The 25109-nt window shown below is 64.8% G+C and carries 17 protein-coding genes; 6 read left to right on the top strand and 11 right to left on the bottom strand.

Annotated elements, in window-relative coordinates; all coding sequences use genetic code 11:
• Positions 1 to 72: 72 nt before the first annotated feature.
• Genes GLX_RS03580 through GLX_RS03570 form a run of 3 tightly spaced genes read right to left on the bottom strand, consistent with a single transcriptional unit; the run spans position 73 to position 1757 of the window.
• Positions 73 to 621 carry a SixA phosphatase family protein gene (locus tag GLX_RS03580; RefSeq protein WP_014104666.1) on the bottom strand — a complete coding sequence of 183 codons (549 nt, stop codon included), beginning with the start codon at positions 619 to 621 and terminating at the stop codon, positions 73 to 75.
• Positions 622 to 629: 8 nt separating this feature from the next.
• Positions 630 to 947 carry a chorismate mutase gene (locus GLX_RS03575; protein ID WP_014104665.1) on the bottom strand — a complete coding sequence of 106 codons (318 nt, stop codon included), beginning with the start codon at positions 945 to 947 and terminating at the stop codon, positions 630 to 632.
• 45 nt (positions 948 to 992) lie between these two features.
• Positions 993 to 1757 (bottom strand): metallophosphoesterase, encoded by a 765-nt coding sequence (locus GLX_RS03570; protein ID WP_014104664.1) that lies wholly within the window; start codon positions 1755 to 1757, stop codon positions 993 to 995.
• 566 nt (positions 1758 to 2323) lie between these two features.
• Between GLX_RS03570 and GLX_RS03565 the strand changes: the two genes are divergently transcribed.
• On the top strand, positions 2324 to 3841 hold the full coding sequence (locus tag GLX_RS03565) for an acetyl-CoA hydrolase/transferase family protein (protein WP_014104663.1): 1518 nt from the start codon (positions 2324 to 2326) through the stop codon (positions 3839 to 3841).
• Positions 3842 to 3970: 129 nt separating this feature from the next.
• Here GLX_RS03565 and GLX_RS03560 read toward each other — a convergent pair whose 3' ends face one another.
• From GLX_RS03560 to miaB, 6 genes are all read right to left on the bottom strand, one after another.
• Positions 3971 to 8506: an AAA family ATPase gene (locus GLX_RS03560; protein ID WP_014104662.1), complete on the bottom strand. Its 4536-nt coding sequence runs from the start codon at positions 8504 to 8506 to the stop codon at positions 3971 to 3973.
• 16 nt (positions 8507 to 8522) lie between these two features.
• The gene (locus tag GLX_RS03555) at positions 8523 to 9146 is read right to left on the bottom strand and encodes a thioredoxin domain-containing protein (protein WP_014104661.1); all 624 of its coding nucleotides are present in this window, start codon (positions 9144 to 9146) and stop codon (positions 8523 to 8525) included.
• A 114-nt stretch (positions 9147 to 9260) separates the two neighbouring features.
• Positions 9261 to 10205, bottom strand: coding sequence for a hemolysin family protein (locus tag GLX_RS03550; RefSeq protein ID WP_014104660.1), 945 nt, complete (start codon positions 10203 to 10205; stop codon positions 9261 to 9263).
• A complete protein-coding gene (ybeY, locus tag GLX_RS03545; protein ID WP_041247151.1) occupies positions 10202 to 10714 on the bottom strand; it encodes an rRNA maturation RNase YbeY in 513 nt (170 codons plus the stop codon). The genes GLX_RS03550 and ybeY overlap by 4 nt, the downstream gene beginning before the upstream one ends.
• A gap of 52 nt (positions 10715 to 10766) precedes the next feature.
• A complete protein-coding gene (locus GLX_RS03540) occupies positions 10767 to 11825 on the bottom strand; it encodes a PhoH family protein (RefSeq protein ID WP_041247150.1) in 1059 nt (352 codons plus the stop codon).
• 89 nt (positions 11826 to 11914) lie between these two features.
• Positions 11915 to 13321, bottom strand: coding sequence for a tRNA (N6-isopentenyl adenosine(37)-C2)-methylthiotransferase MiaB (miaB, locus tag GLX_RS03535; RefSeq protein WP_014104657.1), 1407 nt, complete (start codon positions 13319 to 13321; stop codon positions 11915 to 11917).
• Positions 13322 to 13734: 413 nt separating this feature from the next.
• Between miaB and GLX_RS03525 the strand changes: the two genes are divergently transcribed.
• From GLX_RS03525 to GLX_RS03515, 3 genes are all read left to right on the top strand, one after another.
• Entirely contained in the window at positions 13735 to 15693 is a 1959-nt protein-coding gene (locus GLX_RS03525) for an autotransporter assembly complex protein TamA (RefSeq protein ID WP_041247148.1), read from the top strand.
• Positions 15693 to 19892 (top strand): translocation/assembly module TamB domain-containing protein, encoded by a 4200-nt coding sequence (locus GLX_RS03520; RefSeq protein ID WP_014104655.1) that lies wholly within the window; start codon positions 15693 to 15695, stop codon positions 19890 to 19892. The genes GLX_RS03525 and GLX_RS03520 overlap by 1 nt, the downstream gene beginning before the upstream one ends.
• A gap of 196 nt (positions 19893 to 20088) precedes the next feature.
• Positions 20089 to 21285 (top strand): MFS transporter, encoded by a 1197-nt coding sequence (locus GLX_RS03515; protein WP_041247600.1) that lies wholly within the window; start codon positions 20089 to 20091, stop codon positions 21283 to 21285.
• Positions 21286 to 21344: 59 nt separating this feature from the next.
• Here the strand turns inward: GLX_RS03515 and GLX_RS03510 are convergent, their stop codons facing one another.
• Both GLX_RS03510 and GLX_RS03505 read right to left on the bottom strand, forming a co-directional pair.
• On the bottom strand, positions 21345 to 21941 hold the full coding sequence (locus GLX_RS03510) for a CarD family transcriptional regulator (protein WP_041247599.1): 597 nt from the start codon (positions 21939 to 21941) through the stop codon (positions 21345 to 21347).
• 57 nt (positions 21942 to 21998) lie between these two features.
• A complete protein-coding gene (locus tag GLX_RS03505) occupies positions 21999 to 22874 on the bottom strand; it encodes a bestrophin family protein (RefSeq protein ID WP_014104652.1) in 876 nt (291 codons plus the stop codon).
• A 237-nt stretch (positions 22875 to 23111) separates the two neighbouring features.
• Here GLX_RS03505 and GLX_RS03500 point away from each other — a divergent pair, with 237 nt between their 5' ends.
• Positions 23112 to 24227: an S-(hydroxymethyl)glutathione dehydrogenase/class III alcohol dehydrogenase gene (locus GLX_RS03500; protein WP_014104651.1), complete on the top strand. Its 1116-nt coding sequence runs from the start codon at positions 23112 to 23114 to the stop codon at positions 24225 to 24227.
• Between the two features lie 3 nt (positions 24228 to 24230).
• A complete protein-coding gene (fghA, locus tag GLX_RS03495; RefSeq protein ID WP_014104650.1) occupies positions 24231 to 25085 on the top strand; it encodes an S-formylglutathione hydrolase in 855 nt (284 codons plus the stop codon).
• The last annotated feature ends 24 nt before the right edge of the window (positions 25086 to 25109 follow it).

Below are 25109 nucleotides of genomic sequence, written 5' to 3'. Positions count from 1 at the left end.
GGGTCTCGGCACAGACGATAGGAACGAAACCGGTTCCATGGCAATCCACCCAGCCTGTCTTGGGCAATGACATTATCGGCAAGACAGATCCTGCAGGTGGATTTCGCTGTCCGTGGCGGTATTCCATGCTTTGTCGGCACTAAACCAGGCCATGGCGGCGGGTGGGAAGCCGTGTTGCAGCATGTTCTCATGTTCTGGGCCACATCGCCCGCATGCCCAGTGCCAGACCAGTGCGGATAACCCCGGATTGTGCCCTAATATCATGATATTGCTGCACTTTTCTGGGGTTTCATAAAGCAGGCCCCGAATGGTTGCAGGGGTGGCCTCGTACAACGTGTTCACATGTCGGATAGCAGGTTGCCGATCTCCATAAAATGATCCGAGCGCCTCAAGGGTCTGCACCGTGCGTAGCGCGGGGCTGACCAGCACCAGTTCGGGGGCGAAACGACGCTGGCGCAGTATATCGCCATTGCGGGCCGCCATGGTCCGGCCCTGGGGGGTAAGGGGGCGGCGCATGTCTGCATCCTGTCCCATTTCGCCAAAGGGGGCGGGGGCTGCATGGGCATGGCGCATCAGGAGCAGCTGGCGGGCAGGTGGGGCGGAGGGTGCTGCGCCGGTCATGGGGGCGTTCAGGCCTCTGTGCCTGCTGCAATGGCCTCATGGTGGCGGATGACTTCGCGGATGATGAAGGCGAGGAATTTTTCCGCAAAGTCCGGGTCGAGCCGGGCGGCGGTGGCAAGCTCACGCAGGCGGGCGACCTGTCGCGCCTCACGCGCGGGGTCGGCGGGGGGCATGTCATTGGCGGCCTTGAGCCGACCCACCGCCTGGGTGTGGCGGAAGCGCTCGGCCAGCATGTAGATCAGGGCCGCATCGATATTGTCGATGCTGCGGCGCAGGTCTTCAAGTTTGTGCTGCGCTGCTTCATGCTTGGCCTGGGTGCTGTTCATCTAAGTCGGCTTTCCTTTGTAAAATCGGGGGAAGGGGGCTGGGGGTTACAGGAGCGGCGGCAGGTCGATCCATGCCAGATGCCCGCCCTTGCCCGCACCCGTATCGGTAAAGATGGCCCGCCCGCCCATGCGCCCGTGGCGGACCCATGGCCGCCCGTCGGTGGAGCGGCGGTCATGCCCGCAATAAACCGTGTAGCCCGCGGGGATGTGGTCTACCCAGTTCAGCCTGCGTTCGGGGTAGCCATCCTTCTGCATCCGCCCCGTGGTCTCGCCAAACAGGGCGCGCGACAGCAGCGGCGTGACCGTGCCCAGCCCCGGCGGTGGCGCTTCGCCCAGCATGCGGATATGAAAGCCCCCGTGCACGAAAACCGACTGCCCGATCACGACCCATGGCGGGGCCTGCGCCAGGTCGGCCAGCGCGCGCTGGTGCACGTCGGCATTTTCCTCGGCCATGAACTGGGCCAGTGTTTCCATAAGTGGCGGATCACGACGCATTTTGCGGCCCTGCAGGGCGCGGGCCAGCTTGCGGTCATGGTTGCCCAGTATGAACAGGCCGCGCCGTTCGTCCATCAACTGCTGCATCAGCCGGAAGGTGCCTGCGCTGTCCGGTCCGTAATCGATCAGGTCGCCCAACTGTATGACAAAACGGTCCGTGGCGGCCGCGTGGCGGAAGGCATGCAGGTCGCCATGCACGTCTCCCACAACGCGCAGCTTCCTGCCCGCCAGCAGGCCCGCCAGCGGGTGCGCGGGGGCCGTGGGCGCGCGTTGTGTGTGCTCGCTATCAGCGGCGGCCAGCCCGGCCTGTGCCATGACGGGGCGGGGGAGGGAAAATCGACGTCTCAAGCGAAAATTCTCTCCTGTTCCTGCTGGCCGTGCCGTGTGTGCCGTTGCCCCCTGGCTGGGTCTGGTTTCCTATTATTCACGACATTGGCTGTCATGCACTAGGGGGTATAGGCAAGAATGTAGCCCTGATGGCACAAAACGGTTGCATCCGGGTAACGACATCGTACCCCTGCGGCACGCATGTTGCCAAAAATACATACCTAAAATACCCCATTCACATGACCAGGGTGTGATGGAGCAAACGTGAAAGCACCAGTGTGGAGTCAGACCCGCGGGTCACACTCTTTTGTTGTGACGTAAACTGCGGGAGGGAGAACAGATGATGGCGTCATGCCACAGTGGAACGCAGGGTCACGGTCGCGGGTGCAATGGGAATACCCACATCCGGCGCCGGGGCACCGGCAGGGCGGGCAGGCCCGGATTATGATAAGGGGAGACGCGCCCCGCCCAGTCTACCGCAGCTAAGGCATACGACATATCCGGCGCAGGTTACGCTGGCTGGACATAACGATAAGAATTTTGAGGGAAAGTTCATGATCGACCACACCCGAATCCGGAATGCGGCGCTCCGGGCCAAGATTACCACCGCCGAGCAGGCGGCCGCCCTTGTCCGCCCCGGCAGCACGGTCGGCACCAGCGGCTTTACGGGCGCAGGCTACCCCAAGGCGGTGCCGCAGGCGCTGGCGGAACTGATGGAGCGCGAGCACGCCAAGGGCAACGAGTACCGCATCCGGCTGCTGACCGGCGCTTCCACCGGGCCGGAACTTGATGGCGCGCTGGCCAAGGTCAACGGCATCTCTTTCCGCATGCCCTACAATTCCGACCCTGGCCTGCGCGCGCGCATCAACAAGGGCGAGACGGAATACCTGGACATGCATCTCAGCCACGTGGCCCCCATGGCATGGGCTGGCTTCTTTGGTGAGATCGACACCGCCATCATCGAGGCCACCGCCATCCGCGAGGACGGCAGCATTGTCCCGTCGTCTTCCGTCGGCAATTCCAAGACATGGCTCGATACCGCCAAACAGGTGATCATCGAGGTCAATAGCTGGCAGGACGCGGCACTCGAGGGCATGCACGACATCTGGTACGGCGCGGCACTTCCCCCGCACCGCCAGCCCATCCCGCTACTACGTCCCGATGACCGTATTGGCGGCACCTCGTTGAAGGTGGACCCGGCCAAGATCGTGGCGATTGTCGAAACCAACGCGCCCGACCGTAACGCCCCGTTCTCCCCGCCGGACGAGACCGCGCGCGGTATTGCAGGCCACCTGATGGAATTCTTCCGCCATGAAGTGAAGATGGGCCGCCTGCCGCCCTCGCTGCTGCCGCTGCAGTCCGGTGTGGGCAACGTGGCCAATGCCGTGATGGGTGGGCTGGAGGAGGGGCCGTTCAACGACCTGACCGCCTACACCGAAGTCATTCAGGATGGCATGCTGGGCATGCTGGAAACGGGCAAGATGCGGGTTGCATCGGCCACCGCTTTCTCCCTCAGCCCCGAAGCCGCGGAATCGCTCAATGCCCGCATGCGGGAGTTCCAGAAGAAGATCATCCTGCGCCCGCAGGACATCAGCAACCATCCCGGCCTGATCCGCCGCCTTGGCTGTATCGCCATGAATGGCCTGATCGAATCGGATATCTACGGCAATGTTAACTCCACCCAGATCATGGGCTCGAAAATCCAGAACGGGATTGGCGGTTCGGGAGATTTCGCGCGTAATGCCTATATTTCCGTGTTCATGACGCCATCCACCGCCAAGGGTGGCAAAATTTCCGCCATCGTGCCCATGGCGTCGCATGTCGATCACATCACGCAGGACTCGCAGGTGCTGGTGACCGAGCAGGGCCTGGCTGACCTGCGTGGCCTCTCACCCAAGCAGCGCGCGGAAGTGATCATTGCCAACTGCGCCCACCCCGACTATCGCCCCATGCTGCAGGATTACTACAAGCGTGCCCGTGCGGGTTCGTTCGGCCAGCAGTCGCCGCATCTGCTGACTGAAGCGCTGTCGTGGCATCAGCGCTTCGTCGAGACCGGTAGCATGATGCCGTAAGGGCAGGGATTTCCTTGCCCAAAAGGCCTGCGGAGCTTGTGTATCCGCAGGCCTGATACATAAAGAAGTTTTTGGTGAAGCTTTTTTAAAAAAGGCGGCGCCCGGAAACGTCTGTTTCTTATTGCTATTTCAGCGGGCGGGTTCGCTGTCCACCATCTCGGTGGCGCGTTCCAGATCCACCGACAGTACCCGGCTTACGCCACGTTCCTGCATGGTCACGCCATATAGCCGGTCCATGTGCGCCATGGTCAACTGATGGTGCGTTACCACCAGAAAGCGCGTGCCTGCTTCAGCCACCATATCGCCCAGCAGCGAGCAGAAGCGGCCCACATTGGCGTCATCCAGCGGGGCGTCCACTTCGTCCAGCACGCATACAGGGGCGGGGTTGCAGCGGAACACGGCGAAGATGAGCGAAAGCGCCGTCAGGGCCTGTTCCCCGCCGGAAAGCAGCGACAGCGTAGCCAGCTTCTTGCCCGGCGGCTGGGCATAGATTTCAAGCCCGGCCTGTAGCGGGTCATCATTGCCCACCATGCCCAGATGCGCGCGGCCGCCATTGAACATGCGCGCGAACAGCGCCTGAAAATGCTGGTCAATGCGTGAGAACACGGCCATGAGCCGCTCGCGCCCCTCGCGGTTGAGCTGCCCGATCATGCCGCGCAGACGGGCAATGGCGGATTGCAGTTCATCGCGTTCGTGCAGGATGGTGTCGATCTTGCCCGAAGCGTCCTGTGCCTCGATCTCCGCGCGCAGGTTGACCGGGCCAAGTTCCTCGCGTTGGCGTTCAAGGCGGCCGACCTTGCGGCGCAGGCTCGTTTCCGCCCCTACGCTCAGGTCGGTTGGCACAATACCCGGTGGTGGTTCAGATTCCGCCATCAGTTGGGCCATCAGGACCTGGGCCTGCTCACGCCGACCTTCGGCACGCAGTAGCGCTTCGCGCGCCGCCGTTAGGGTATCCTGCGCCACGCCACGCGTCTGCTGCAGTTCGGCCACGCGGGCCTGTGCCTGCTGCAGGGCCTGTGCTGCCGCATCGTGGCGTTCGGCATGATCTTCCAGTTCGGTGGCGATGGCATCGCGTCGCGTGCGCACAGCCACGGGTAGGGGGGCCGCGCGGTCATGTTCGGCCCGTGCATTGTCCAGCCGCGCCTGTGCGGCTTCGGCCTCCAGCCCGGCAGCTTCCACGCGGGCGGCCCACTGGGTCATGTCCTGGCCTGATGCTTCAAAACGCTGGCGCAGGGCCGTCTCTTCCGCATGGAGCGCGCTCAGGGCTTCACGCAGTTCCTCTTCGCGCACCCGGGTTTCTGCCGCCTGTGCGCGCAGGACGCCAAGGGCGCGTTCCAGTTCCGTGATGTCGGGCAGTGCCGCCAGATGAGACCGGGCTGCCTCTTCGTCCACCATGGCCTGCTCCAGCGCCTGCGCAAGGTCGGCCATGCGGGCGCGGCGGGCTTCAAGCTGGCTGCCAGTCTCGCGCATTTTCTGCTCAAGGGCTGTACGGGTGGCGCGCTCGTGTTCCAGTCCAGCCGTGGTGGTTGCAACCGCTTCCCGCGCCTGTTTCAGGGCCTGTTCCGCTGCCGTTGCGGTGCTGGCGGCCTGCGTGGCGGCATCCTGCGCCATGGCGGGGGCGGGCAGGCTGGCCAGATGCGCCTGCCTTGTAGCCAGTTCCGTAACCAGTGCCTCGCGGTCAGTCCGCAGCCGCTCCAGTTCGGGCATCATGGCGTGCAGACGGGTTTCGGCCTCGTTATGGCTGGTCTGGGTGGCCTGCACTGTCTGGCGGGCACGTTCTACAGTTGTTTCAGCCTGCTGGCGCGCCGTGCGCAGGCGCTTTTCCTCATCCATGGCGCGCGTGGCCTGCTGCGCTGCCGCCTGCCGGGCCTGTTCCAGGACCGCGGCATCGGGCAGGGCAGCTTCCTGCGCGCGGGCACGCGCCAAAGCGGCTTCGGCCTCGGTCCGCGCTGCCTGTGCTGTTTCGTGCTGCACGGACAGGGTATGAAGCTGTGCGGCAATGGTGGCATGCTGGCGGGATAGTTCGGCTTCTTCCGTACGGGCGGTCTGCAGGGCATTCTCGGCGCTGCTGCGGGCTTCGCGCGCGGTGTCCAGCATGCTGGCGGCGTGCTGGCGGGTTGTGGTTGCCGCCTGTGCGGCTTCCTCCAGTGCCGGGATCTCGGTGCGGACCTGTTTCAGTTCCGCCCGCAATTCGCGCAGGCGGCCTAACTGCTTCAGCCGCAGGGCGGCCCGTCCCGGCAGGTTGGGAGCCTGCACGTAGCCATCCCACCGCCACAGCGCGCCTTCGCGCGTGACAAGGCACTGCCCCGGCGCAAGGCCCGCCTGAAGGCTATCGCCCGCCATGCCTTCGGGCAGAAGGCCCGCAGCGCCCAGTGCACGTGACAGGGCAGGCGGGGCTTCCATCAGGGTGGAGAGCGGGCAGATGCCCGTGGCCGGGAACGGGGCAGGGGATGCGGGCGGCAGGTCATGCCACTGGCGCGGGGCATCGCCTTTTACCGCAGCATCCAGCCCGTCGGCCAGCACCACGGCCAGCGCGGTTTCAAGCCCGGCGGGCACATGCAGGCTTTCCGCCAGCGTGACGCCGCTGGTGGCGGTCTGCTCCGTATCGCTGTGCAGAGCGCGGGCCAGGCCATCGGCTTCTGCCTCAAGGCCGGACAGGGTGGCGCGGATCTGTGCCAGTCGGGCGGTCTGGGCTTCATCCGCGCGGGTTGCGGCCAGCAGGGCGGATTCTGCGGTGTCCATGCGGGTGTGTGCGGCTTGCAGCGCCTGCTCGGCTTCCGTGCGTCGGGCTGTCAGGGCATGGAGCGCGGAATCGGGCACGGCCTGCCCGCGTAGCGTTTGCATGCCGGTGGCAAGGGTCTCGGCCTCGCTGGCGGTACGGTCATGCGCCGCCTGTGCCGCGCGCAGGGCTTCTGTTGCGGCCTGCCGGGTGGCATGAGCTTCCTTCAGCCGGGCATTGGCCAGTATTTCGGCCTGCGTGGCCTGTGCGCGGGCTTCTTCCGCCCCACCCAGATCCGTGCGGATTGTGGCCAGGGTGGCATCCGCCTCGTGCAGCACTGTTTCCAGCCGGGTACGTTCGGCCTCGGGCACAAGGGCGGCGCGGGCCTGCTCCACCCGTGTAGCAAGACCCGTCACGTCGCGTTCCAGCGCATCCAGCCGGGTCTTGACAGCATTGGCATCCTGCGTGGCCTGTGCATGCACGCGCGCACTTTCGGTGGCGGCATTGCGGGCCAGACCGGCCTGCAGCACGGCATCGGAATGGGCGCGGGTAACGTCCTCGCGCGCATGCAGTGCCGTGGTGGCGGCGACCTGGGCCTCGGCAATGCGGGCATCGCTCTGTGTAATCGCGGCTTCGGTCGGCATGTCGGCTTCAAGGGCCGCGATTTCGGCGGCCAGTTCGGCATGCCGGGCAGCAAGGCCGGTATGGGCGGCGGTGGCGGTTTCCAGCACCGCGCGGGCCTGCGTGGTCTGGAGCTGGGCTTCACGCAATGTGGTGGTAGCCTGCTCCACGCGTACGGCCAGGTCGGACACGTTGTGCGCCAGCGTGGTGCGTTCTGCCTGCATGGTATCTTGCAGGGCGGGCAGGGCGGCCAGCCGTTCTTCCATCTGCGCGCGTTCGGCTTCAAGCTGGGTCAGCATGCGACTTGCGTCATCGCGCCGGGCAAGGGCGGATTCCTGCACGCCCTCGCATTCGGCCAGACGGGCCTGTGCCGTGGCCAGTGTGGCCTCGGCGCTGGCCAGTTCATCGGCAATGGTTTCGGCACGGACCTTGAAGCGTTCCAGTGCGGTGCGGCGGGTATCGAGTGCCTCACGCAGGGCGGGTAGCGTCCGGGTCATCTCAAAATCGGCAACAACTGCGTTTTCGGCCAGTTCTTCCGCCGTTTTCAGGTCGGCGCGGGCGGTGTGCAGCGCAGCTTCGCTCTCGGCCACGTTATGGTGGGCGCGGGCATGCAGCAGGGCAAGCAGGGCGGTTTCCGCCTCACGCAACCCCTGAGAGAGTTCGCGATAACGCCCCGCCTGCTCGGACTGCTCCTGCAAGTCACCCAGGCGCGCTTCAAGCTGCAGGCGCAGGTCTTCGGCACGGGCCAGATTGGCCTCGGTCGCGCGCAGTTTCAGTTCCGCCTCGTGCCGGCGGCCATGCAGGCCGGTTATGCCGGCGGCTTCTTCCAGTATGGTGCGCCGTTCCTCGGGCCGGGCATTGACCAGGGCTGAGACCCGGCCCTGGCTGACCATGGCCGATGAGCGCGCGCCCGATGCCAGGTCGGCAAACAGGGTCTGCACGTCACGCCCGCGTGTGGTGCGGCCGTTGATGCGGTAGCCACTGCCTGCCCCCCGGTCGGCCCGCCGGCACACCTGCAGTTCGTCCTGTCCCGTAAAGGGGGCGGGGGCGACTTCGGCCGCGCCCTCCAGCGTCAGGGTTACTTCCGCCATGTTGCGCGCGGCGCGCGCGGTAGTGCCGGCAAAGATCAGGTCATCCATCTCGCCGCCGCGAAGGGAGCGGGCATTGGTCTCCCCCATCACCCAGCGGAGGGCTTCGACCACATTGGACTTACCACAGCCATTGGGACCGACAATGCCGGTAAGCCCGGGCAGGATATCAACGGAAACCGGGTCGGCGAAGCTCTTGAAGCCTGCGATGCGCAGCCGGACGAAACGGGCGGTCATGATAAGGTGGTTCCGATCAGTGGCTTGCCGCCTCGACCTTTTTGGCGAACTCATCATAAGTGAGTTCCTGCGCCACCTGTTCCTTGCCATTGAAGCGGAAGGTAGGGGTGCCATCAATCTTGTACAGCGCCTGCGCGCGGTCTTCCTCGTCCATTATGGCGTGGCGCAGCTTGTCGTCATGGATGGTCTGCTGGAACAGGTCGGTCGACATGCCGGCAAGGGCGGCCATTTTCTGGATTTCCTGCTCGGGGTTCACATCCTTGCCAAAAGCCCAGCGGTCCTGGCTGGACAGCAGGGCAAGCACGAAGGGTTCATAGCGCTCGGGCGGCAGGCTGCGCGCGACCATGGAGGCGGTGAGTGCCACCTGATCGAGCGGGAAGTCGCGGAAGATGTAGTATACCTTGCCCGTGTCGATCAGCTTGCTGCGCACTTCGGGAAAGATCTCGGCGGCAAAGCGCGCGCAATGCGTGCAGGTAAGCGAGAACCATTCCTCCACCTGTACCTTGGCCTGCGGGTTGCCCGCCGCGCGGATGGTCAGGCGCGGATCGGTGGCCTGTGCCATAGCCCTGCCCGAAAGCAGGCTGCCGCCGGTGATCAGGGCGGGGACAAGGGTAAGCAGGGTGCGGCGTTTGATGGGCATTACGGGTAACTCTCCGTCAGGGGCTGGGGGGCATATGCCCCGGTCATGGCAATGAGTGTAGAGAGGCGGAGGGCGGGCGTAAATCCACCCCCCGCCTGGCGGCCTGCACCAGCGTTAGGGGCGGCCGGCCTGCCCTTCGGGCTGGGAATGGGTGGCATCATGTGGTGGCAGGCGCACGCGCACGCGGCGGATGTGGCGGGCATCCGAATCAAGGATACGGAAGACCGTGCCGCTTTCATGCGCCACGATCTCGCCGCGCGTGGGCACATGCCCCGCCAGACGGAACACCAGCCCGCCCACGGTCTCGATCTCGGCCTCGCGCTCGTCACGGGTCAGCACGGGGCCGACCTTTTCCTCGAACGTCGCCACGGGGGTGCGGGCATCCACGTCCAGCGTGCCGTCGGGGCGTTCACGGATCATGTTGACGGTGGGTTCGTCATGCTCGTCCGAGATGTCGCCCACAATCGTCTCGATCAGATCTTCGATGGTGACAAGCCCGTCGATGCCGCCATATTCATCAATAACCAGTGCAAGATGGACATGGCGCACGCGCATCTGTAGCAGCAGGTCCAGCACGGGCAACTGGGGTGCGACCATCAGCGGTTGGCGCAGCAGGGGTTCCATGCGGAAGGCCTCTGAGGTGCCGACATAGGCGATCAGGTCCTTTACGTGGATCATGCCTACGATATCGTCCAGCTGCTCGCGGTAGACCGGCATGCGGGAATGGTTTTCCCGCCGCATCATGGCCAGTGCCTCATCCAGGCTGATATCAACCGGCATCGCCACGATATCCGCGCGCGGGATCATCACGTCATCAGCCGTGATCCCACGCAGGCGCAGCACGTTGGCCAGCAGGGCGCGTTCCTGCCGGTCCAGTTCGGAGGGGCCGGGCTCCCCCTCGCTGCCCGCCGCATCATCGGCTTCCTTGACCAGCGCGGCAATGGAATGGCGCAGTCCCTGTTCAGCGCGCCTGCGGCTGAACAATGACAGGAATCCCTTGCCGCGCGACCCGGATGGAGGTTCGCCGCCCCCGGTGCCATCATGTCCCGGTCTGCTCATGAGCGTGCTCCCCGCGCCGTGGCCATGCGGCCCGGCTTCCACGGATTGGCGAAGCCCAGCGTGGACAGGAGCCGGGCCTCTTCCATTTCCATTTCCCGTGCTTCTCCGGGATGGTGGTGGTCGTACTGCGCCAGGTGCAGCACGCCATGGATGACCAGATGCGCCAGATGGGCCGCCATGCTGCGGCCTGCGGCACGGGCTTCGCGCGCGAGCGTTTCAAACGCGATGATGATGTCACCGCCCCATATCGCGCCGGGAGTGTGGGCAGGGGCGTATTCAAATGTCAGGACATTGGTGGGCTTATTACGCCCGCGATGCCGCCAGTTCATGCGCCTGACCGTAAGGTCATCGGCCAGCACGACCGTAACCGGACCCTGGTTGCCCGTGGCGTCCAGTGCGGCGTTCACCGCGCGTGTGACAAGGCGGACCGGGTGGCGGATGGCGCGGTTCCAGCGCCTGTCCACCACGGTGATGTCGGGCCCGACCGGCATGGCCGTTGGGGCGGGCATGCCAGCCCCACCCGGTGCATCCGCGACCCCGCCCCCATGGGCGGGGCCAGTGCTACTTCGAGGTTTCATTGTTCTCCTGCTGCGACCGGGCGCGGTGGGGGCGTCTGTCCGCCTCCGTGCGCTGGTCGTATGCCTCCACTATACGCGCCACCAGCGGGTGGCGCACCACGTCACGCGATTCAAATCGCATCATGCCGATCCCGGGCAGGCCGTCGAGAGTCTCGACCGCCTCACGCAGGCCGGATGTCACGCCACGCGGCAGGTCAACCTGGCTCAGATCGCCGGTAATGACCATGCGCGTGCCTTCACCCATGCGGGTCAGGAACATCTTCATCTGGGCGGGGGTCGTGTTCTGCGCCTCGTCCAGAATGACAAAACAGTGCGCCAGCGTCCGCCCGCGCATGAACGCAAGCGGCGCCACCTCGATCTCCCCCGTGCCCATGCGGCGGATTACCTGGTCTCCCGGCATCATGTCATGCAGCGCATCATAGAGCGGGCGCAGGTAGGGATCGATCTTTTCCTTCATGTCCCCTGGCAGGAAGCCCAGCCGTTCCCCTGCCTCCACCGCAGGACGCGAAAGCACGATGCGGTCTACCTGTCCCGCCTGCAGCATGGCTACGGCCTGAGCCACGGCCAGGTAGGTCTTGCCGGTGCCAGCGGGGCCAAGGCCAAACACCATTTCCTGCCGGGCGAGCATGTCCATGTACTGGCCCTGGCCGACCGAGCGGGGGGCAATGGGGCCGCGCCGGGTCATGATGGTGGGCAGGTCCGCCAGCGACGGGCGGGGCGGGGCGATAGGTGTGCGGGTGTCCTGCATGGTGGTCAGGTCCCTTGCTGCTGCGGCGGCGGGGGCAGAGAAGGCATGCGCCGCCATGCGGATGGCGGTATCGACGGCGGCGGTATCCACCACCTGGCCCGCGCGGGCGCGGCGGTAGAGTTCGGTCAGCGTGCCCTGGGTCAGCGCGACGCGCTGGGCACCACCCGTAATGGCGATGCGGTTGCCCCGGCATGCCAGTCGTACATCAAATCCACGTTCAAGATGCAACAGGTGGCGGTCATGGTCGCCCACAAGCTGCGCCAGCAGCGCGTTGTCCTCGAACTGCAGGGTCACGGTGCGGTCATTTGCCGCAGCCGTGTCTGGGGGGGGAAGGCGCCTGCCGCCACGGCGGGGGGCGTGGAGCGTGGATTGTGTCTGTTCTCTCAAGCCCTGTCTGTCTCCTCTGTCAGGACACCACCAAGGGAATTGGTGTATCTGTGGCGGATATCCACACTGGCAATACGGCCGATCAGGCTTTCGGGGCCTTCCACGTTCACGGCCTGCAGCCACGGGCTCTTGCCGGAAATCTGTCCCGGCTTGCGTCCGCGCCCGGTAAACAGGACGGGCGCGCGCAGGCCGATGGTTGCATCGTTAAAGTCATCTTGCTGTACGCGCAGCAGGGCCTGGAGTTCCTGCAGGCGGGCATCCTTCACGTCTTCCGCCACCTGCTGGCCCGCACCGGCCGCAGGCGTGCCGGGGCGGGAGGAATACTTGAAGGAATAGGCCTGCGCAAAGCCGACATCGCGGATCAGGCGCATGGTATCGGCAAAGTCGGCGTCCGTCTCGCCGGGATGGCCCACGATGAAGTCGGATGAAAGGGCAAGGTCGGGCCGCGCGTTGCGCAGGCGGTCCACCAGCACACGGTATTCATCGGCCGTGTGGCCGCGGTTCATGGCCGCCAGCACCCGGTCGGCGCCGGACTGCACCGGCAGGTGCAAAAACGGCATGAGCTGCGGCAGGTCGCGGTGGGCCGTGATCAGGTCATCTTCCATGTCGCGAGGGTGCGACGTGGTGTAGCGGATGCGCGCGACCCCCACCTCATCGGCCAGCACGCGGGCAAGGCGCGCCAGCCCCCATGGGCCGCCATCCGGCCCTTCGCCGTGATAGGCGTTGACGTTCTGGCCCAGAAGCGTGATCTCGCGCGCGCCAGCGGCCACCAGCCGGCGGGCTTCAGCCAGCACGGCGGCGACCGGTCGGCTGCTTTCGGCCCCACGTGTGTAGGGCACCACGCAGAAGGAGCAGAATTTGTCACACCCTTCCTGAATGGTCAGGAAGGCCGCCCCGCCAGCAGGGGCGACGCGGTCGGCGGGCAGGAAGTCGAATTTCTGTTCGACGGGGAAGTCGGTCTCGATCACGGCGCCTGCCGCACGTGCAGCGCGCGCCACCATCTCGGGCAGGCGGTGGTAGGTCTGGGGACCAAGCACGATATCGACATAGGGCGCGCGTGCCAGAATCTCGCGCCCTTCGGCCTGCGCCACGCATCCGGCCACGGCCAGCACCGTGCCAGCACCCCGTTCCGCACGCGCTTCCTTGACCTTGCGCAGGCGCCCCAGTTCGGAGAACACCTTCTCCGCCGCGCGGTCGCGAATATGGCAGGTGTTGAGGATGATCATGTCCGCATCATCGGGTGTGTTCACGGCCCGATAGCCCAGCGGACGCAGCACGTCGGTCATGCGCTCGCTGTCATACACGTTCATCTGGCAGCCCCACGTTATGACATGCAGCCCCCGCGCGGATGATGTGCGGGGGAGTGGCTGCGCCACGCCGGTAGGGGGGAACAGGCTGTTCACGGGTCAGGTATCCTCAGGCAGCAGGGCGGGACGATGTCCGCGCGACGGGCGCAACACATCGTGGTTCGCTTGCGCGCGGTCAAGTACCTTGCGATCGATATGCCTGGGAACACAGGGTCCGGCCATCAACGCTCCCGGTCTGTCATGATGGGCTGCCGGGCGCGGCAACCCTTCCTGCCTGGCCCGATCATGCCCGGCGGAATCGGGGTGCTGTCAAGCCAAGAACGTAGCGGTGGTGACAGTTTGCAACACGATATCGCAATTACGGGCACCGATATGACATATTCGGAACTTATTAAGGCACGGACGTTAATATCGGTTTGATCATGCATGCCGGGAATGGCAGATATCACACAGTGTTAGAAAAATAACAGCGCGCGAGACAGGAACAGGGGCGGCACGGTTTGACACGATTGCGTCATTTCCGCCTGGCCCGCCCCGTGGGGGTGCGGGTCAGGCGCAGTGCCGGTTATGCAACTCTGTGCGCGCTCCTGACCGCCTTTGTGCCGCAGGCTGCGGTGCAGGCAGCCGACCCGCAGGATTATGTCACCACGCTTCGACCCACCGGCAATGCGGACCTTGATGCCGCGCTGCGTGCCTCATCCGACCTGATTTCGCTACAGAAAACCCAGGCCGTCAGCCCCTTTGCCCTGACCGGGCGCATCCATAACGACTATTCCCGCCTGATCAGCGCGCTGGAAAGCTATGGTTACTATGCGGGCACCATCACCATCACGGTCAGCGATGTGGATGTAAAGGCCGCGAAGGGGACAGAGGGGGCTGGCCATGACGGGCGCGATCCCGACCTGCCGGAGTGGCTGCAGGCCATTCCCGCCGGCCGCAAGGCGCAGGTGACCATCAGCGCCACGCCGGGCAGCGTCTTCCGCATTGGCGTCGTGACCCTGCAGCCGGACAAGGGCGACCCGCCGGTTCACCTGGATGCGGAGGAGCAGAAGGCGTTCGGCATGAAACCGGGCGTGCCCGCGCAGGCCGAAAGCGTGCTGGCGGCAGGTGCCGCTCTGCAGGTAGCGCTGACGGAGGAAGGCTATGCGCTGGCCCATGTCGGCACGCCACAGGCATGGCTGCGGCCCGACACCCATACGCTTGACCTGACCTATACCGTGCACCGTGGCCCGGTGGTCAATCTTGGTGCGTTCGACTTTGCCGGGCTGCAGCGTACGCATCCGGCCTACATCGCCCGCCGTATGACCATTGCGCCGGGTGAGCTGTACCAACCCTCGCGCATCGAGCGCGCGCGGCAGGACATTGCCTCCACCGGCCTGTTTTCCGATGTGCAGGTCAATCACGACGAGACGCTGGCAACCGACGGCACGATGCCGCTGGGCTTCTCCTTCCGTGAAGGCAAGCGCCATAGCGTGGGGGCGGAAGGCGGGTATTCAACCGACCTTGGTGGCCGGGCGGGTGTGACATGGACCCATAACAACCTGTTCGGCAATGCCGAGCGGCTGCGGCTGACGGCGCTGATCACCGGGCTTGGCGGTTCGGCGGAGCAGGGGCTGGGCTACGATTTCTATGCCGATCTGATGAAGCCCGATTTCGGGTCGCGCGCGCAGAACCTCAGCGCCCGGCTTGAAGGCATCAAGCAGGAACTCTATTCCTATCGCCAGACAGCATTGCTGGCGCGCGTTGGCGTTGTGCGCCACGTCAACCGGCTGTGGAACGTATCCTTTGGCGGTCAGATCGAGCAGGAACAGATCCAGCAGATGCGCGCCACCAACAGCTATTTCATCGTCGCCCTGCCTTTGACCGCCAATTACGACGGCACGGGGGTGGACAATCCCATCACTCCCGCCACCCACGGCGTACGGGTGGGTGCGAGCATCACGCCGTCCGCCTCGCTGACTGACGGAACATCGTTTTTCGCCATCATGCAGGCCACCGTCTCGACCTATTTTGACCTCAAGCACTTTGGCCTGTCGCGTCCCGGCCGCAGCGTGCTGGCCCTGCGTGGGACCATAGGCAATGTGGAAGGTGCTTCCACTTTCGCCATCCCGCCTGACCAGCGGCTTTATGCCGGCGGCTCGGCTACGGTGCGTGGTTTTCGCTATCAGGGGGTGGGGCCGCAGTTCGCCAACACGCGCTACGCCGTGGGTGGCACGTCGATGGATGCGGGGTCGTTCGAATACCGCCAACGCATATTGCAGAAGTTCGGGGCCGTGGGCTTCATTGATGCGGGCCAGGTCACGGGCAACCATACGCCGTTCGAGGGTACGCTGCGCGTAGGCGCCGGGGCGGGCGCGCGCTACTATACGCCCATCGGCCCGGTGCGGCTGGACGTGGCGGTACCGCTCAACCGCCCGGCCAGGGGTGACAAGTGGGAACTGTACGTGGGGCTGGGGGAGACATTCTGATGCCTGAACACGCTCCCCCCACACCCCCGCGCGGTCGGCGCATCCTGCGCGGTGTGGCCTTCGCCCTTGGCATTCCGGCAGGGTTGGTGGCCGTAGCACTTGGTATGGTGCTGGTCGCAGCCAATACGGGTGCGGGCCAGCGCGCGATCGAACGCCGCCTGCCGGGGCTTACGGGGGGCAGCGTCCACCTGTCGGGGCTGGGGGGGCGCTTTCCCGATGCGCTGCATGTGGCCCATCTGGAACTGGATGACTACAGGGGCGCGTGGCTTTCGATCGACGGACTGCAACTGGACTGGTCGCCGCTGCGGCTGCTGGGACGGCGTGCGGTCATCAGCAACCTGTCTATGGAGCGGCTGTCCATTCCCCGCCTGAGCGAGGACGATCCGGCCCATCCCGCCAAGAAAACGCCAGAGCAGTCATCGGGCAGCATCCACATGGGCATCGACATCCGCGCGGTGCATGTGGCGCGGATCGAGGTGGGGGCGGCCCTTGCGCGCATACCCGCCGCCTTCCGTCTGGAAGGGCATGCGCGCCTGGCCGATATCGCCCCGGTGCTGGACAATTTTTCCATAGCTACCCTGCCGCCGGCCGATATCACGCTGGCCCTGACCCGGCTTGACCACCCCGGCACGCTGGCGTTGACCACCCGGCTGGACCGGCGCAATGTGGCTCTGGATCTGCATGCGCACGAGGGGGCCGATGGTTTTGTGGCCACGCTGGGCCAGATCCCGGCACTGGCCCCGCTGGACCTGTCGCTCAGTCTGAACGGCCCGCGCGATGACACGCAACTGGCCCTTGCGCTGGCCACGGGGGCGGTGCAGGCCAGTGCGAAAGGGCGGGTGGGGCTGCTCAGTCACCATATGGCGCTGGATGTGGCGGCCACCAGTCCGGCCATGGTGCTCGATGGCACTACCGGCTGGCAGGGTGCGCACCTGGCTGCCCATGTGGGCGGCACGCTGGAGCGCCCGACCGGCAACGGTATGCTGGATGTGGACCGCCTGACCAGCAATGGCGCGGGCTTTGGCGCGCTGCACCTTGTGGCCGATGGCCTGAGCGGGCAGGGGGCGGGTCAGCCGGAACATGCCGCTATCCATGCCACCATTACCGGCCTGCTGGTTCCGGGCAGCCAGCCCGCGCTGTTCGCGGCCGATCCGCTCAGGCTGGATGTGCTGTGGCACCCCGATGACCGGGGTGGCCCGGTTGACCTTTCGCTCACCCACCCGCTGGTGCGGCTGACTGGACAGGTGCTGACCGCAGGTCCCATAGCCACCACCTTCCATGCCGAACTGCCGACCCTGGCTCCGCTTGCCGCCGTGGGTGGCACGAACCTGCATGGCCATGCGGCACTTGATGGTAGCGCCACGCTGCCCACGGCGGGGCAGGATGGGCATTTCGGGCTGGACAGCCATATCGCGCTTGATGGCGGCCTGCCCATAGCCGTGGGGCTGGTTGGCGATGCGGGCCACCTGAACGTGGCGGGTACCGTCACGCCCGCTGTCCATGGCGCGCGCACGCTCACCTTCACCACGCTGCTGGCGGAGGGGAAGGCCCTGCATCTTGAGGCAACCCCCACACGGATCGTGACCGGCACCCCGCTTGCGGTGGATGTCACGGCACATCTGGCCCTGTCGGACCTGCATGTGCTGGCGTCCACATTGAAGGGACACATGCAGGCTGACCTGCATGCATCAGGTCCGGTGAATGACCTTGCCGCCAGCCTGACCACGCAGGCCAGCATCGCGGCCAGCAACACGGCGGCGGGGGACGTGCAGGCCAGCCTGGAAATGCAGCACCTGCCGCAGGTCAGTCAGGGGGCGCTGAGCGTTTCGGGCACCGTGGACCGTGCGCCCGTTCAGGTTGCCCTTCACATGGACAGCAATGCCGACAGCGCCCGCCACATTATTCTTGAGCATCTGAGTTGGAAAACCCTGACCGGGCAGGCGGACATGACGCTGCCTGCGGGCCACCTTGTGCCATCAGGCACGCTGGACCTGCACATGACCCGTCTGGCCGACCTGCGTGACCTGACCGGGCAGGACATTGGCGGCCACCTGTCCGCCACCCTGCACAGCACCAGCGCCACGGCGGATGCCCCCGCGGCACTGGCGGTGAATGTGGATAGCGCGCTTGCTGCTCCCATCGCGCGCATTGACCGGCTGGTGCTCAAGGGCAGGCTGCTCGACCCGGTGGGTGCGATCCCCACCAGCGACCTTGACCTTGTGGTGGACAATGCCCGTTTCCGTGACATGAGCGGCCATGCCCATGTTACCGCAAAGGGGCCGACATCGGCACTGAACGTGACCGCACAGTCCGGGCTTGATACGCCATGGACCGGTGCCGCCACCCTTGATACCGCGCTGCAGGCCAACATTCCCGCCAGTACCATCGCCGTGCACACTCTGGTGGCGCAGGCCCGGCGCGAACAGGTTCGCCTTGATGGCCCGGTCAGCCTGACCTATGGCAAGGAGATCGCTCTTGACCACCTGCGTCTGGGCGTGATCCCACCCAGCGGGCAGCCGGGCAGCGTGGAAGTGGCGGGCAAGGTCCGCCCCGCACTGGACCTGCATGCAACGCTGGCCCATCTCTCACCCGATCTGGTCGTGCCCTTCATGCCGTCGCTGCACGCGCAGGGCCAGCTCTCGGCCGAGGCCCGGCTGACCGGAACGCTCGACCGCCCCTCGGGTCAGGTCAAGGTGACGGGTACGGGGCTGAAATACCATACGGATTATACCGCAGCCCTTGCCCCCGCATCGCTGGACGCCACTGCTACCCTTAATGCGGGCATGGCGCGGGTGGATGCGCAACTGCAGGCGGGTACGCAGGTCAACCTTGGTCTGCATGGCACGGCCCCCGTCAACAAAGCCGGGCAGATCACGCTGCAGGCGGATGGTAATGTGGACCTTGCGGTAGCCAACGCCTATCTGGGGGCGCAGGGCATGCAGGCGGGCGGCATGTTGCAGATGAACGTGGGCGTGCGCGGCACCCCCGCCCAGCCCCGCCTTGGCGGCACGCTGACACTTGCAAACGGCCTGTTCCATGATTTCGGGCAGGGCATACAGCTTTCCGCCATTCATGGCACGGTCAACGCGCAGGGGGACCGGCTGGTCATTACCGACCTTGTGGCTCAGGCGGGCAAGGGCAGCCTCAATGCATCGGGCAGCTATGGCGTGCTGGAACCCGGCCAGCCGATCGACTTGCATGTGCATGCCGATAATGCCCGCCCGCTGGCCAGTGACCTGATTACCGCAACCCTCAATGGCGATCTGGACGTAAAGGGGCAACTGGCCAGCCGCATCGACGCCACGGGCAATCTCACGCTCAAGCGTGTGGACATCAACATCCCCGACTCCCTGCCAACTTCGGTTGCGCATCTGGATGTGATCCGCCCCGGTGATGAGGCCACACGTGAAAAGGCGGCTCCTGTTTCGCCGCTGGTGGTGGGGCTGGGGCTGGATGTGAGTTCGCCGGGGCAGTTCTATGTGCGTGGACATGGGCTGAATACCGAGATGCATGGCAAGATCCATGTGGGCGGTACGGCCACGGCGCCGCTGGTGACAGGTGGGTTCTCGCTGGTCAAGGGCGGGTTTTCTCTGGGCGGCATTTCGCTTGATTTCAGCAAGGGACAGGTCGGCTTCAACGGCACGGGTGTAACCCACAAGATCGACCCGACGCTGGACTTCGTGGCCGAGCGCAGCACGAATGACGGCACGGCGCGGCTGAACGTGGGCGGCTATGCCAGCGCGCCCAAGATTACGTTCTCCTCCACGCCACCACTGTCACAGGACCAGATCCTTGCCATCCTGTTGTTCGGTACGGATACGCAGTCGCTCTCGCCCACGCAGATGGCTTCCATCGCCGCAGCCGTGGCTACACTGAGCGGTGGCTCCGCCTTTGACCCGCTGGGCATGGTGCGCAAGACGCTGCATCTGGACCGGTTGCAGATGAGCAGTTCCTCCAACGGTTCGGGCGGCAACGATACGGGGGCGATCGAGGCGGGAAAATACGTTATGCGGCGCGTGTATGTGGGGGCCAAGCAGGCGACGTCCGGCTCGGGCACGCAGGCGCAGGTGCAGGTAGACCTGACCAAGAGGCTCAAGCTCAACACCACGGTTGGTACTGGTGGCAACGTGACGGGCTTTACCACGCCGGAGAACGATCCCGGCAGTAGTATTGGCCTGCTGTACCAGTTCAAGTACTGATGGAGTAAAAAAACGGTTCGTTGATAGGAAAGGCAGAGGTATCCGGCTGCCGCCTTTTTTCAGGAATGCGACGTTCCGCCGGGCCTTGTGGGAAAAATTTGCCGCAAACATGTCTCATGACGGTCTTCGGGCAGGCATGTGTAGCGGGCTGCCCCGCAGCCTGTTCAGCGTGTGGAAAATGCATTACGTTCCCGTCATGAGTGTTCATGTTATGGCGCGCGGCAGCCTTGTGCCCATCATGCTGGCCATTGCCAGCGGCATGCTGGCCATGGGGCTGGCGTTACCGGCCCTGCCGCTGGAACTGCAGGCCCGATTCGGGTGTGGTACCACCATGATTGGTCTGATTATGGGCCTGCAGTCAGGGGCGACGCTGCTGTCGCGCCCGTGGGCAGGGCGGATGGCGGACCGGCGCAGCGGGCGTGATACCCTGCTGGCGGGGCTGGGATGGACCGCATGTTCGGGGTTGGCCTACATGCTTGCGCTCCTGCCCGTGCTTGCGCCCGCCATGCAGCAGGCCATGATCGTGCTGGGGCGCATGTCCATGGGGCTGGGTGAAGGGCTGATCGTGACGGGTGGCGGCATATGGGCGGTTACCCTTGCAGCAGGCAGCGGGCGGACGGGGTCTGCCATGTCATGGGTCGGGCTTGCGATCTTTGCCGGGCTGGGCGTGGGCACGGCAATTGGCGGCATGATCCAGGCGCAGGCCGGTTTCTTCTACCTCTGCCTTGTTGCCGTTGCCTTGCCTGCATCGGGTATGGTGCTGACACTATGCCTGCCACCGGTGCGGCTGCATGATGGCAGCCATGCCGGCGTGCAGTGGAAAGATCTGATTGGCCATACATGGACGTGGGGCATGACACTGGGCCTGTCTGCCGTGGGGTTTGCCGCCATCTCATCGTTTCTGGTCATTTTCTATGCCGCCCGCGGGTGGCAGGGGGGTGGCTGGGCGCTGGCGATGTTCGGCGTGGGTCATGTCAGTGCCCGGTTGGCCGGAAACCACCTTGTTGACCGCCCCGACGTGCGGCCCATGGTAGCAACAATCATGCTGACGGAGGCAGCGGGCCTTGCCCTGATCTGGCTGGCACCGGGGCCTGCATGGGGCATTGCGGGTAGCTTCCTGACCGGACTGGGCTTTTCACTTACCTATCCGCTGCTGGCCCTGCCGGTGCTACGGCAGGTGCCGCCTGCGGCCGCAGGTTCGGCTATCGGGCTGTTTGACGTGTTTTTTGATATTGCGTCGGGGGCGGGTTCGGTGCTGTCGGGCCTGCTGGCTGGCGTGGCGGGGCCGGGCAGCCCATTTGCCATGGCCATGCTGGCGGCACTTACGGGCAGTATGATGATGCTGGTGCTGTACAACCGGCAGGCGGTCGGGGCGAAAACACCCGCCCCCTAGCAGAACCGCCGGCACGGGGCCGGCGGGTTGGAGTGAAAAAACCGGGAAAAGGGATGTGGTCAGGCCGCTTTCATCACTTCGGTCAGCTTTTCCAGCACTTCGGTGGGTTCCTTGCCTTCCAGCACGGCCACTTCGGCCACGAAACGCTCCTGTGCCGCTTCAAACAGCTTGCGCTCGCTGAAGCTGCCGTCCAGGCTGTCCACATTGCGGCGCAGGTCGCGCAGCACTTCGGCAATCTGTACCAGGTCGCCCGAATTGATCTTTTCCTGGTAGGCCACGGCACGGCGGGCCCACATGCCACGGCTGACATGCGGCTTTCCCTTGATGATGGCCATGGCCTTGTCCACGATCTCGCGTGAGACGATCTTGCGCAGGCCCGACTTGCGCGCCTTGGACAGGGGGATGCGCAGCGTCATCTGGTTGCCAGGGAAGGAGATCTGGATCATTTCCAGCTTGGTTCCGGCAATCTCGTCAACGCCAATCCGGTCAACACGGCCAACGCCATGAGCCGCGTAGACAATGGCGTCACCCTCGCGGAAGGGGTCTTCATCCTTTATGGCCTTGCCGGACTTTGCCTCGGCTGCCGTGGTCGCTGCGGCCGTGCGCGCCATCGCATCGGTCACGGTGCCTTTCTGGGTGGTTCTGAACATGCTCATGCCACCCATATAGCACGAATTCCGCCTGCTGTCTTGGCCCCTTGCGGCGGGGTGGGGTCAGTTCTGTACGCCCTTTACGGGGAGCAGCGGCGGGGGGGCGGGCAGGTTACAGGACTGAAGCAGGTCGATCTCGATCGTGCGCGAGATGGTCAGCATGGGCATGCCATGCGCCGTGTTGCCAAACGGGTCCTGCAGGTCACTGCCGATCTTGTCCAGCGCCACGAACAGAAGCCCCACCAGCGATGACCCCAACGGCGTGATCCATCCCAGCGTCTGCACCATTGATAGCGGCAGGATAATGCAGAACACGGCCGCCACCACCTTTGGCAGGACCGAGAACTGGATGGCCAGCGGCGTGTTGCGTATGCGCTCAAGGCCGCCCTGTGCGTTGCTCATGTCAGACAGGATGCGGTCGATCTGGCCCTGCAGCGCACCATCTATGCCCAGCCTGCGCGATTCCGCATCCACCCGCAGCCCGATCTGGAACAGGATGGCGGCGGGAATATTGGCCTTGCCTTCCACGCCTGCCTTCATGGAATCAGGCAGGAGGCGGTTGATGTCCTCGCTTGCATCCAGCCGCCCCAGTGCGCCGCGCAGGGCGTAAGGATAGGCCGCCATGGCGCGCGTAAGGTCAGGACAGCCGCGCAGGATCGTGCCCGCCTGGCGTGCGAAGGAGCGGCTGTTGTTGGTCACGGCCCCCCACAGGGTGCGTCCCTCCCACCAGCGGTTATAGGCGGTATTGTTGCGGAAACTCATGAACAGCACGAGCGCCGAACCGATAAGCGAGATGGGCAGGGTGGGCTGTTCCATCCATTCCTGGTGGAAGATCTGGAACATGACCACCACCACGATATCCCACGCGCACAGCAGTAGCAGCGACAGCAGGCTTTCGCGCATCAGGATCCACAGACCAATTTTGCGATTGATGACCATATGGTTTTTCCGGCGAGGTTAAAACGGCGGGGGCCAATGCGCGGCCCCACTGGTGGCGCTTAACACATGCGGAGCCAACTGCGGCACTGGCCAGTGGCGCGTGGCATCATTTGTCATCGAAATGTTCCTAAAGTGTAAAGCCCCGCAACATTGACGGCGCGGCCAATGATGCTCTTAATCGTTTCCAATCTGATGCGGGCTTTCAGGTTCGCCATACATGTAAGGGAAAGACGGATCATGGATGTAAGGGCAGCCGTTGCCTTCGAGGCAGGCAAACCGCTGGAAATCGAGACCGTGCAACTCGAAGGCCCGCGCGCGGGTGAGGTGCTGGTCGAAATCAAGGCGACCGGCCTGTGCCATACGGACAAGTTCACCCTGTCCGGCGCTGATCCCGAGGGCCTGTTCCCCGCCATCCTGGGCCACGAGGGCGCGGGTGTGGTGGTAGAAGTGGGCGCGGGTGTGAAGCACCTAAAGCCCGGTGACCACGTGATCCCGCTCTACACGCCGGAATGCCGGGAATGTAAATCCTGCCTGTCACGCAAGACCAACCTGTGCACTGCCATCCGTTCCACGCAGGGCAGGGGACTGATGCCCGATGGTACGTCGCGCTTCTCGTTCAAAGGCCAGCCGATCCACCACTACATGGGCTGTTCCACCTTCGCCAACTATACGGTCCTGCCAGAAATCGCGCTGGCCAAAATCCGGCCTGATGCCCCGTTTGACAAGGTGTTCTACATTGGCTGCGGCGTGACAACGGGCATTGGCGCGGTGCTGTTTACTGCCAAGGTCGAGGCGGGCAGCACGGTAGCCGTGTTCGGTCTGGGCGGCATCGGTCTCAATGTGATCCAGGGTGCAAAAATGGTTGGGGCCGACCGGATCATCGGCATCGATATCAACCCCGCGCGCGAGGCCATTGGCCGCCAGTTCGGCATGACCGATTTCGTTAACCCCAGGGATCTTGGCCCCGATGGCGACCTGGTCGGTCATCTTGTGGAAATGACGGATGGCGGCGTGGACTATTCGTTTGAATGCGTGGGCAACTCCACGCTGATGCGCCAGGCACTGGAATGCGCGCATCGTGGCTGGGGCGTTTCCACCATCATCGGTGTTGCGGGGGCCGGGCAGGAAATCAGCACGCGCCCGTTCCAGCTTGTGACCGGGCGGCGATGGATCGGCTCGGCCTTTGGTGGCGCGCGCGGGCGCACGGACGTACCGCGTATTGTGGACTGGTTCATGGAAAACCGCATCGATATCGACAGCCTGATTACCCACAAGCTGCCGCTTGAGCGCATTAATGAAGGTTTTGACATGATGGCGAAGGGCGAAAGCATCCGTACGGTTGTCGAGTTCTGATGCATGACCACGATCAAGACGCTTGAGGAACACGCGGCCTGTGGCGGCCGCCTGGGCTTTTACAGCCACCTTTCCGACAGCCTGGGGCTGGAGGCGCGTTTTGGCGTATTCCTGCCGCCGCGCGCACTGGCGGGCGAACGCGTGCCGGTGCTGCATGTGCTGGCGGGTCTGACCTGCACGCACGAGACTTTCCTGATCAAGTCGAACGCCGTGCGGTTTGCCGCGCGCAATGGCATTGCGCTGGTCGCCCCCGACACCTCGCCCCGTGGGGCAGGTGTTGCGGGGGAAGGCGATGCCTATGATCTGGGTACCGGGGCCAGCTTCTATCTGGACGCCACAACCCCCGCCTGGCGCAAGCATTACCGGATGGGCACCTATGTCGGTCAGGAACTGCCGGAACTGACCCAGGCGCATTTTGCTCTTGATGGTGCGCGGCGGGGAATCATGGGCCATTCCATGGGGGGGCATGGCGCGCTGGTCCATGCTCTGCGCGCGCCGCAGGCATGGAAGTCGGTTTCGGCATTCGCGCCCATCTGCCATCCCGCTACCGTGCCGTGGGGGGAGAAGGCGTTTGCTGCCTATCTGGGGGCCGATCGCGCCACATGGGCGCGGCATGACGCAACATTGCTGCTGGAAGCGGGGCATACCCATCCCACTGAAATCCTGGTGGATCAGGGGGAGGCCGACCAGTTCCTGTACAGCCAGCTCAAGCCCGAGTTGCTGGCAGCGGCGGCAGGACGGACAGGGCAGGCGTTACGCCTGCGCCTGCACCCGCGCTATGATCACTCCTACTGGTTTATCCAGTCGTTCATTGCCGACCATATCGACCATCATGCGACCGTGCTTAACGCGCTGTAAGGGAAGGAAAAGTTTTTGGTGAAG

The sequence above is a fragment of the Komagataeibacter medellinensis NBRC 3288 genome (assembly GCF_000182745.2).
In the GTDB taxonomy this organism is placed as follows: Bacteria; Pseudomonadota; Alphaproteobacteria; order Acetobacterales; family Acetobacteraceae; genus Komagataeibacter; species Komagataeibacter medellinensis.
Note: the sequence above shows the minus strand (reverse complement) of the source record. Positions and strands in the feature narration are given on the sequence as shown.

Excerpts from the sequence above, each read along its gene's own strand:
- GLX_RS03520 (WP_014104655.1), top strand. The coding sequence starts at position 15,693 with ATGCCTGAACACGCTCCCCCCACACCCCCGCGCGGTCGGCGCATCCTG.
- GLX_RS03580 (WP_014104666.1), bottom strand. The coding sequence starts at position 621 with ATGACCGGCGCAGCACCCTCCGCCCCACCTGCCCGCCAGCTGCTCCTG.
- GLX_RS03510 (WP_041247599.1), bottom strand. The coding sequence starts at position 21,941 with ATGAGCATGTTCAGAACCACCCAGAAAGGCACCGTGACCGATGCGATG.
- GLX_RS03570 (WP_014104664.1), bottom strand. The coding sequence starts at position 1,757 with ATGGCACAGGCCGGGCTGGCCGCCGCTGATAGCGAGCACACACAACGC.
- GLX_RS03505 (WP_014104652.1), bottom strand. The coding sequence starts at position 22,874 with ATGGTCATCAATCGCAAAATTGGTCTGTGGATCCTGATGCGCGAAAGC.
- GLX_RS03550 (WP_014104660.1), bottom strand. The coding sequence starts at position 10,205 with ATGAGCAGACCGGGACATGATGGCACCGGGGGCGGCGAACCTCCATCC.
- ybeY (WP_041247151.1), bottom strand. The coding sequence starts at position 10,714 with ATGCCCGCCCCAACGGCCATGCCGGTCGGGCCCGACATCACCGTGGTG.
- GLX_RS03555 (WP_014104661.1), bottom strand. The coding sequence starts at position 9,146 with ATGCCCATCAAACGCCGCACCCTGCTTACCCTTGTCCCCGCCCTGATC.
- GLX_RS03500 (WP_014104651.1), top strand. The coding sequence starts at position 23,112 with ATGGATGTAAGGGCAGCCGTTGCCTTCGAGGCAGGCAAACCGCTGGAA.
- GLX_RS03565 (WP_014104663.1), top strand. The coding sequence starts at position 2,324 with ATGATCGACCACACCCGAATCCGGAATGCGGCGCTCCGGGCCAAGATT.
- GLX_RS03515 (WP_041247600.1), top strand. The coding sequence starts at position 20,089 with ATGAGTGTTCATGTTATGGCGCGCGGCAGCCTTGTGCCCATCATGCTG.
- GLX_RS03575 (WP_014104665.1), bottom strand. The coding sequence starts at position 947 with ATGAACAGCACCCAGGCCAAGCATGAAGCAGCGCAGCACAAACTTGAA.
- GLX_RS03560 (WP_014104662.1), bottom strand. The coding sequence starts at position 8,506 with ATGACCGCCCGTTTCGTCCGGCTGCGCATCGCAGGCTTCAAGAGCTTC.
- fghA (WP_014104650.1), top strand. The coding sequence starts at position 24,231 with ATGACCACGATCAAGACGCTTGAGGAACACGCGGCCTGTGGCGGCCGC.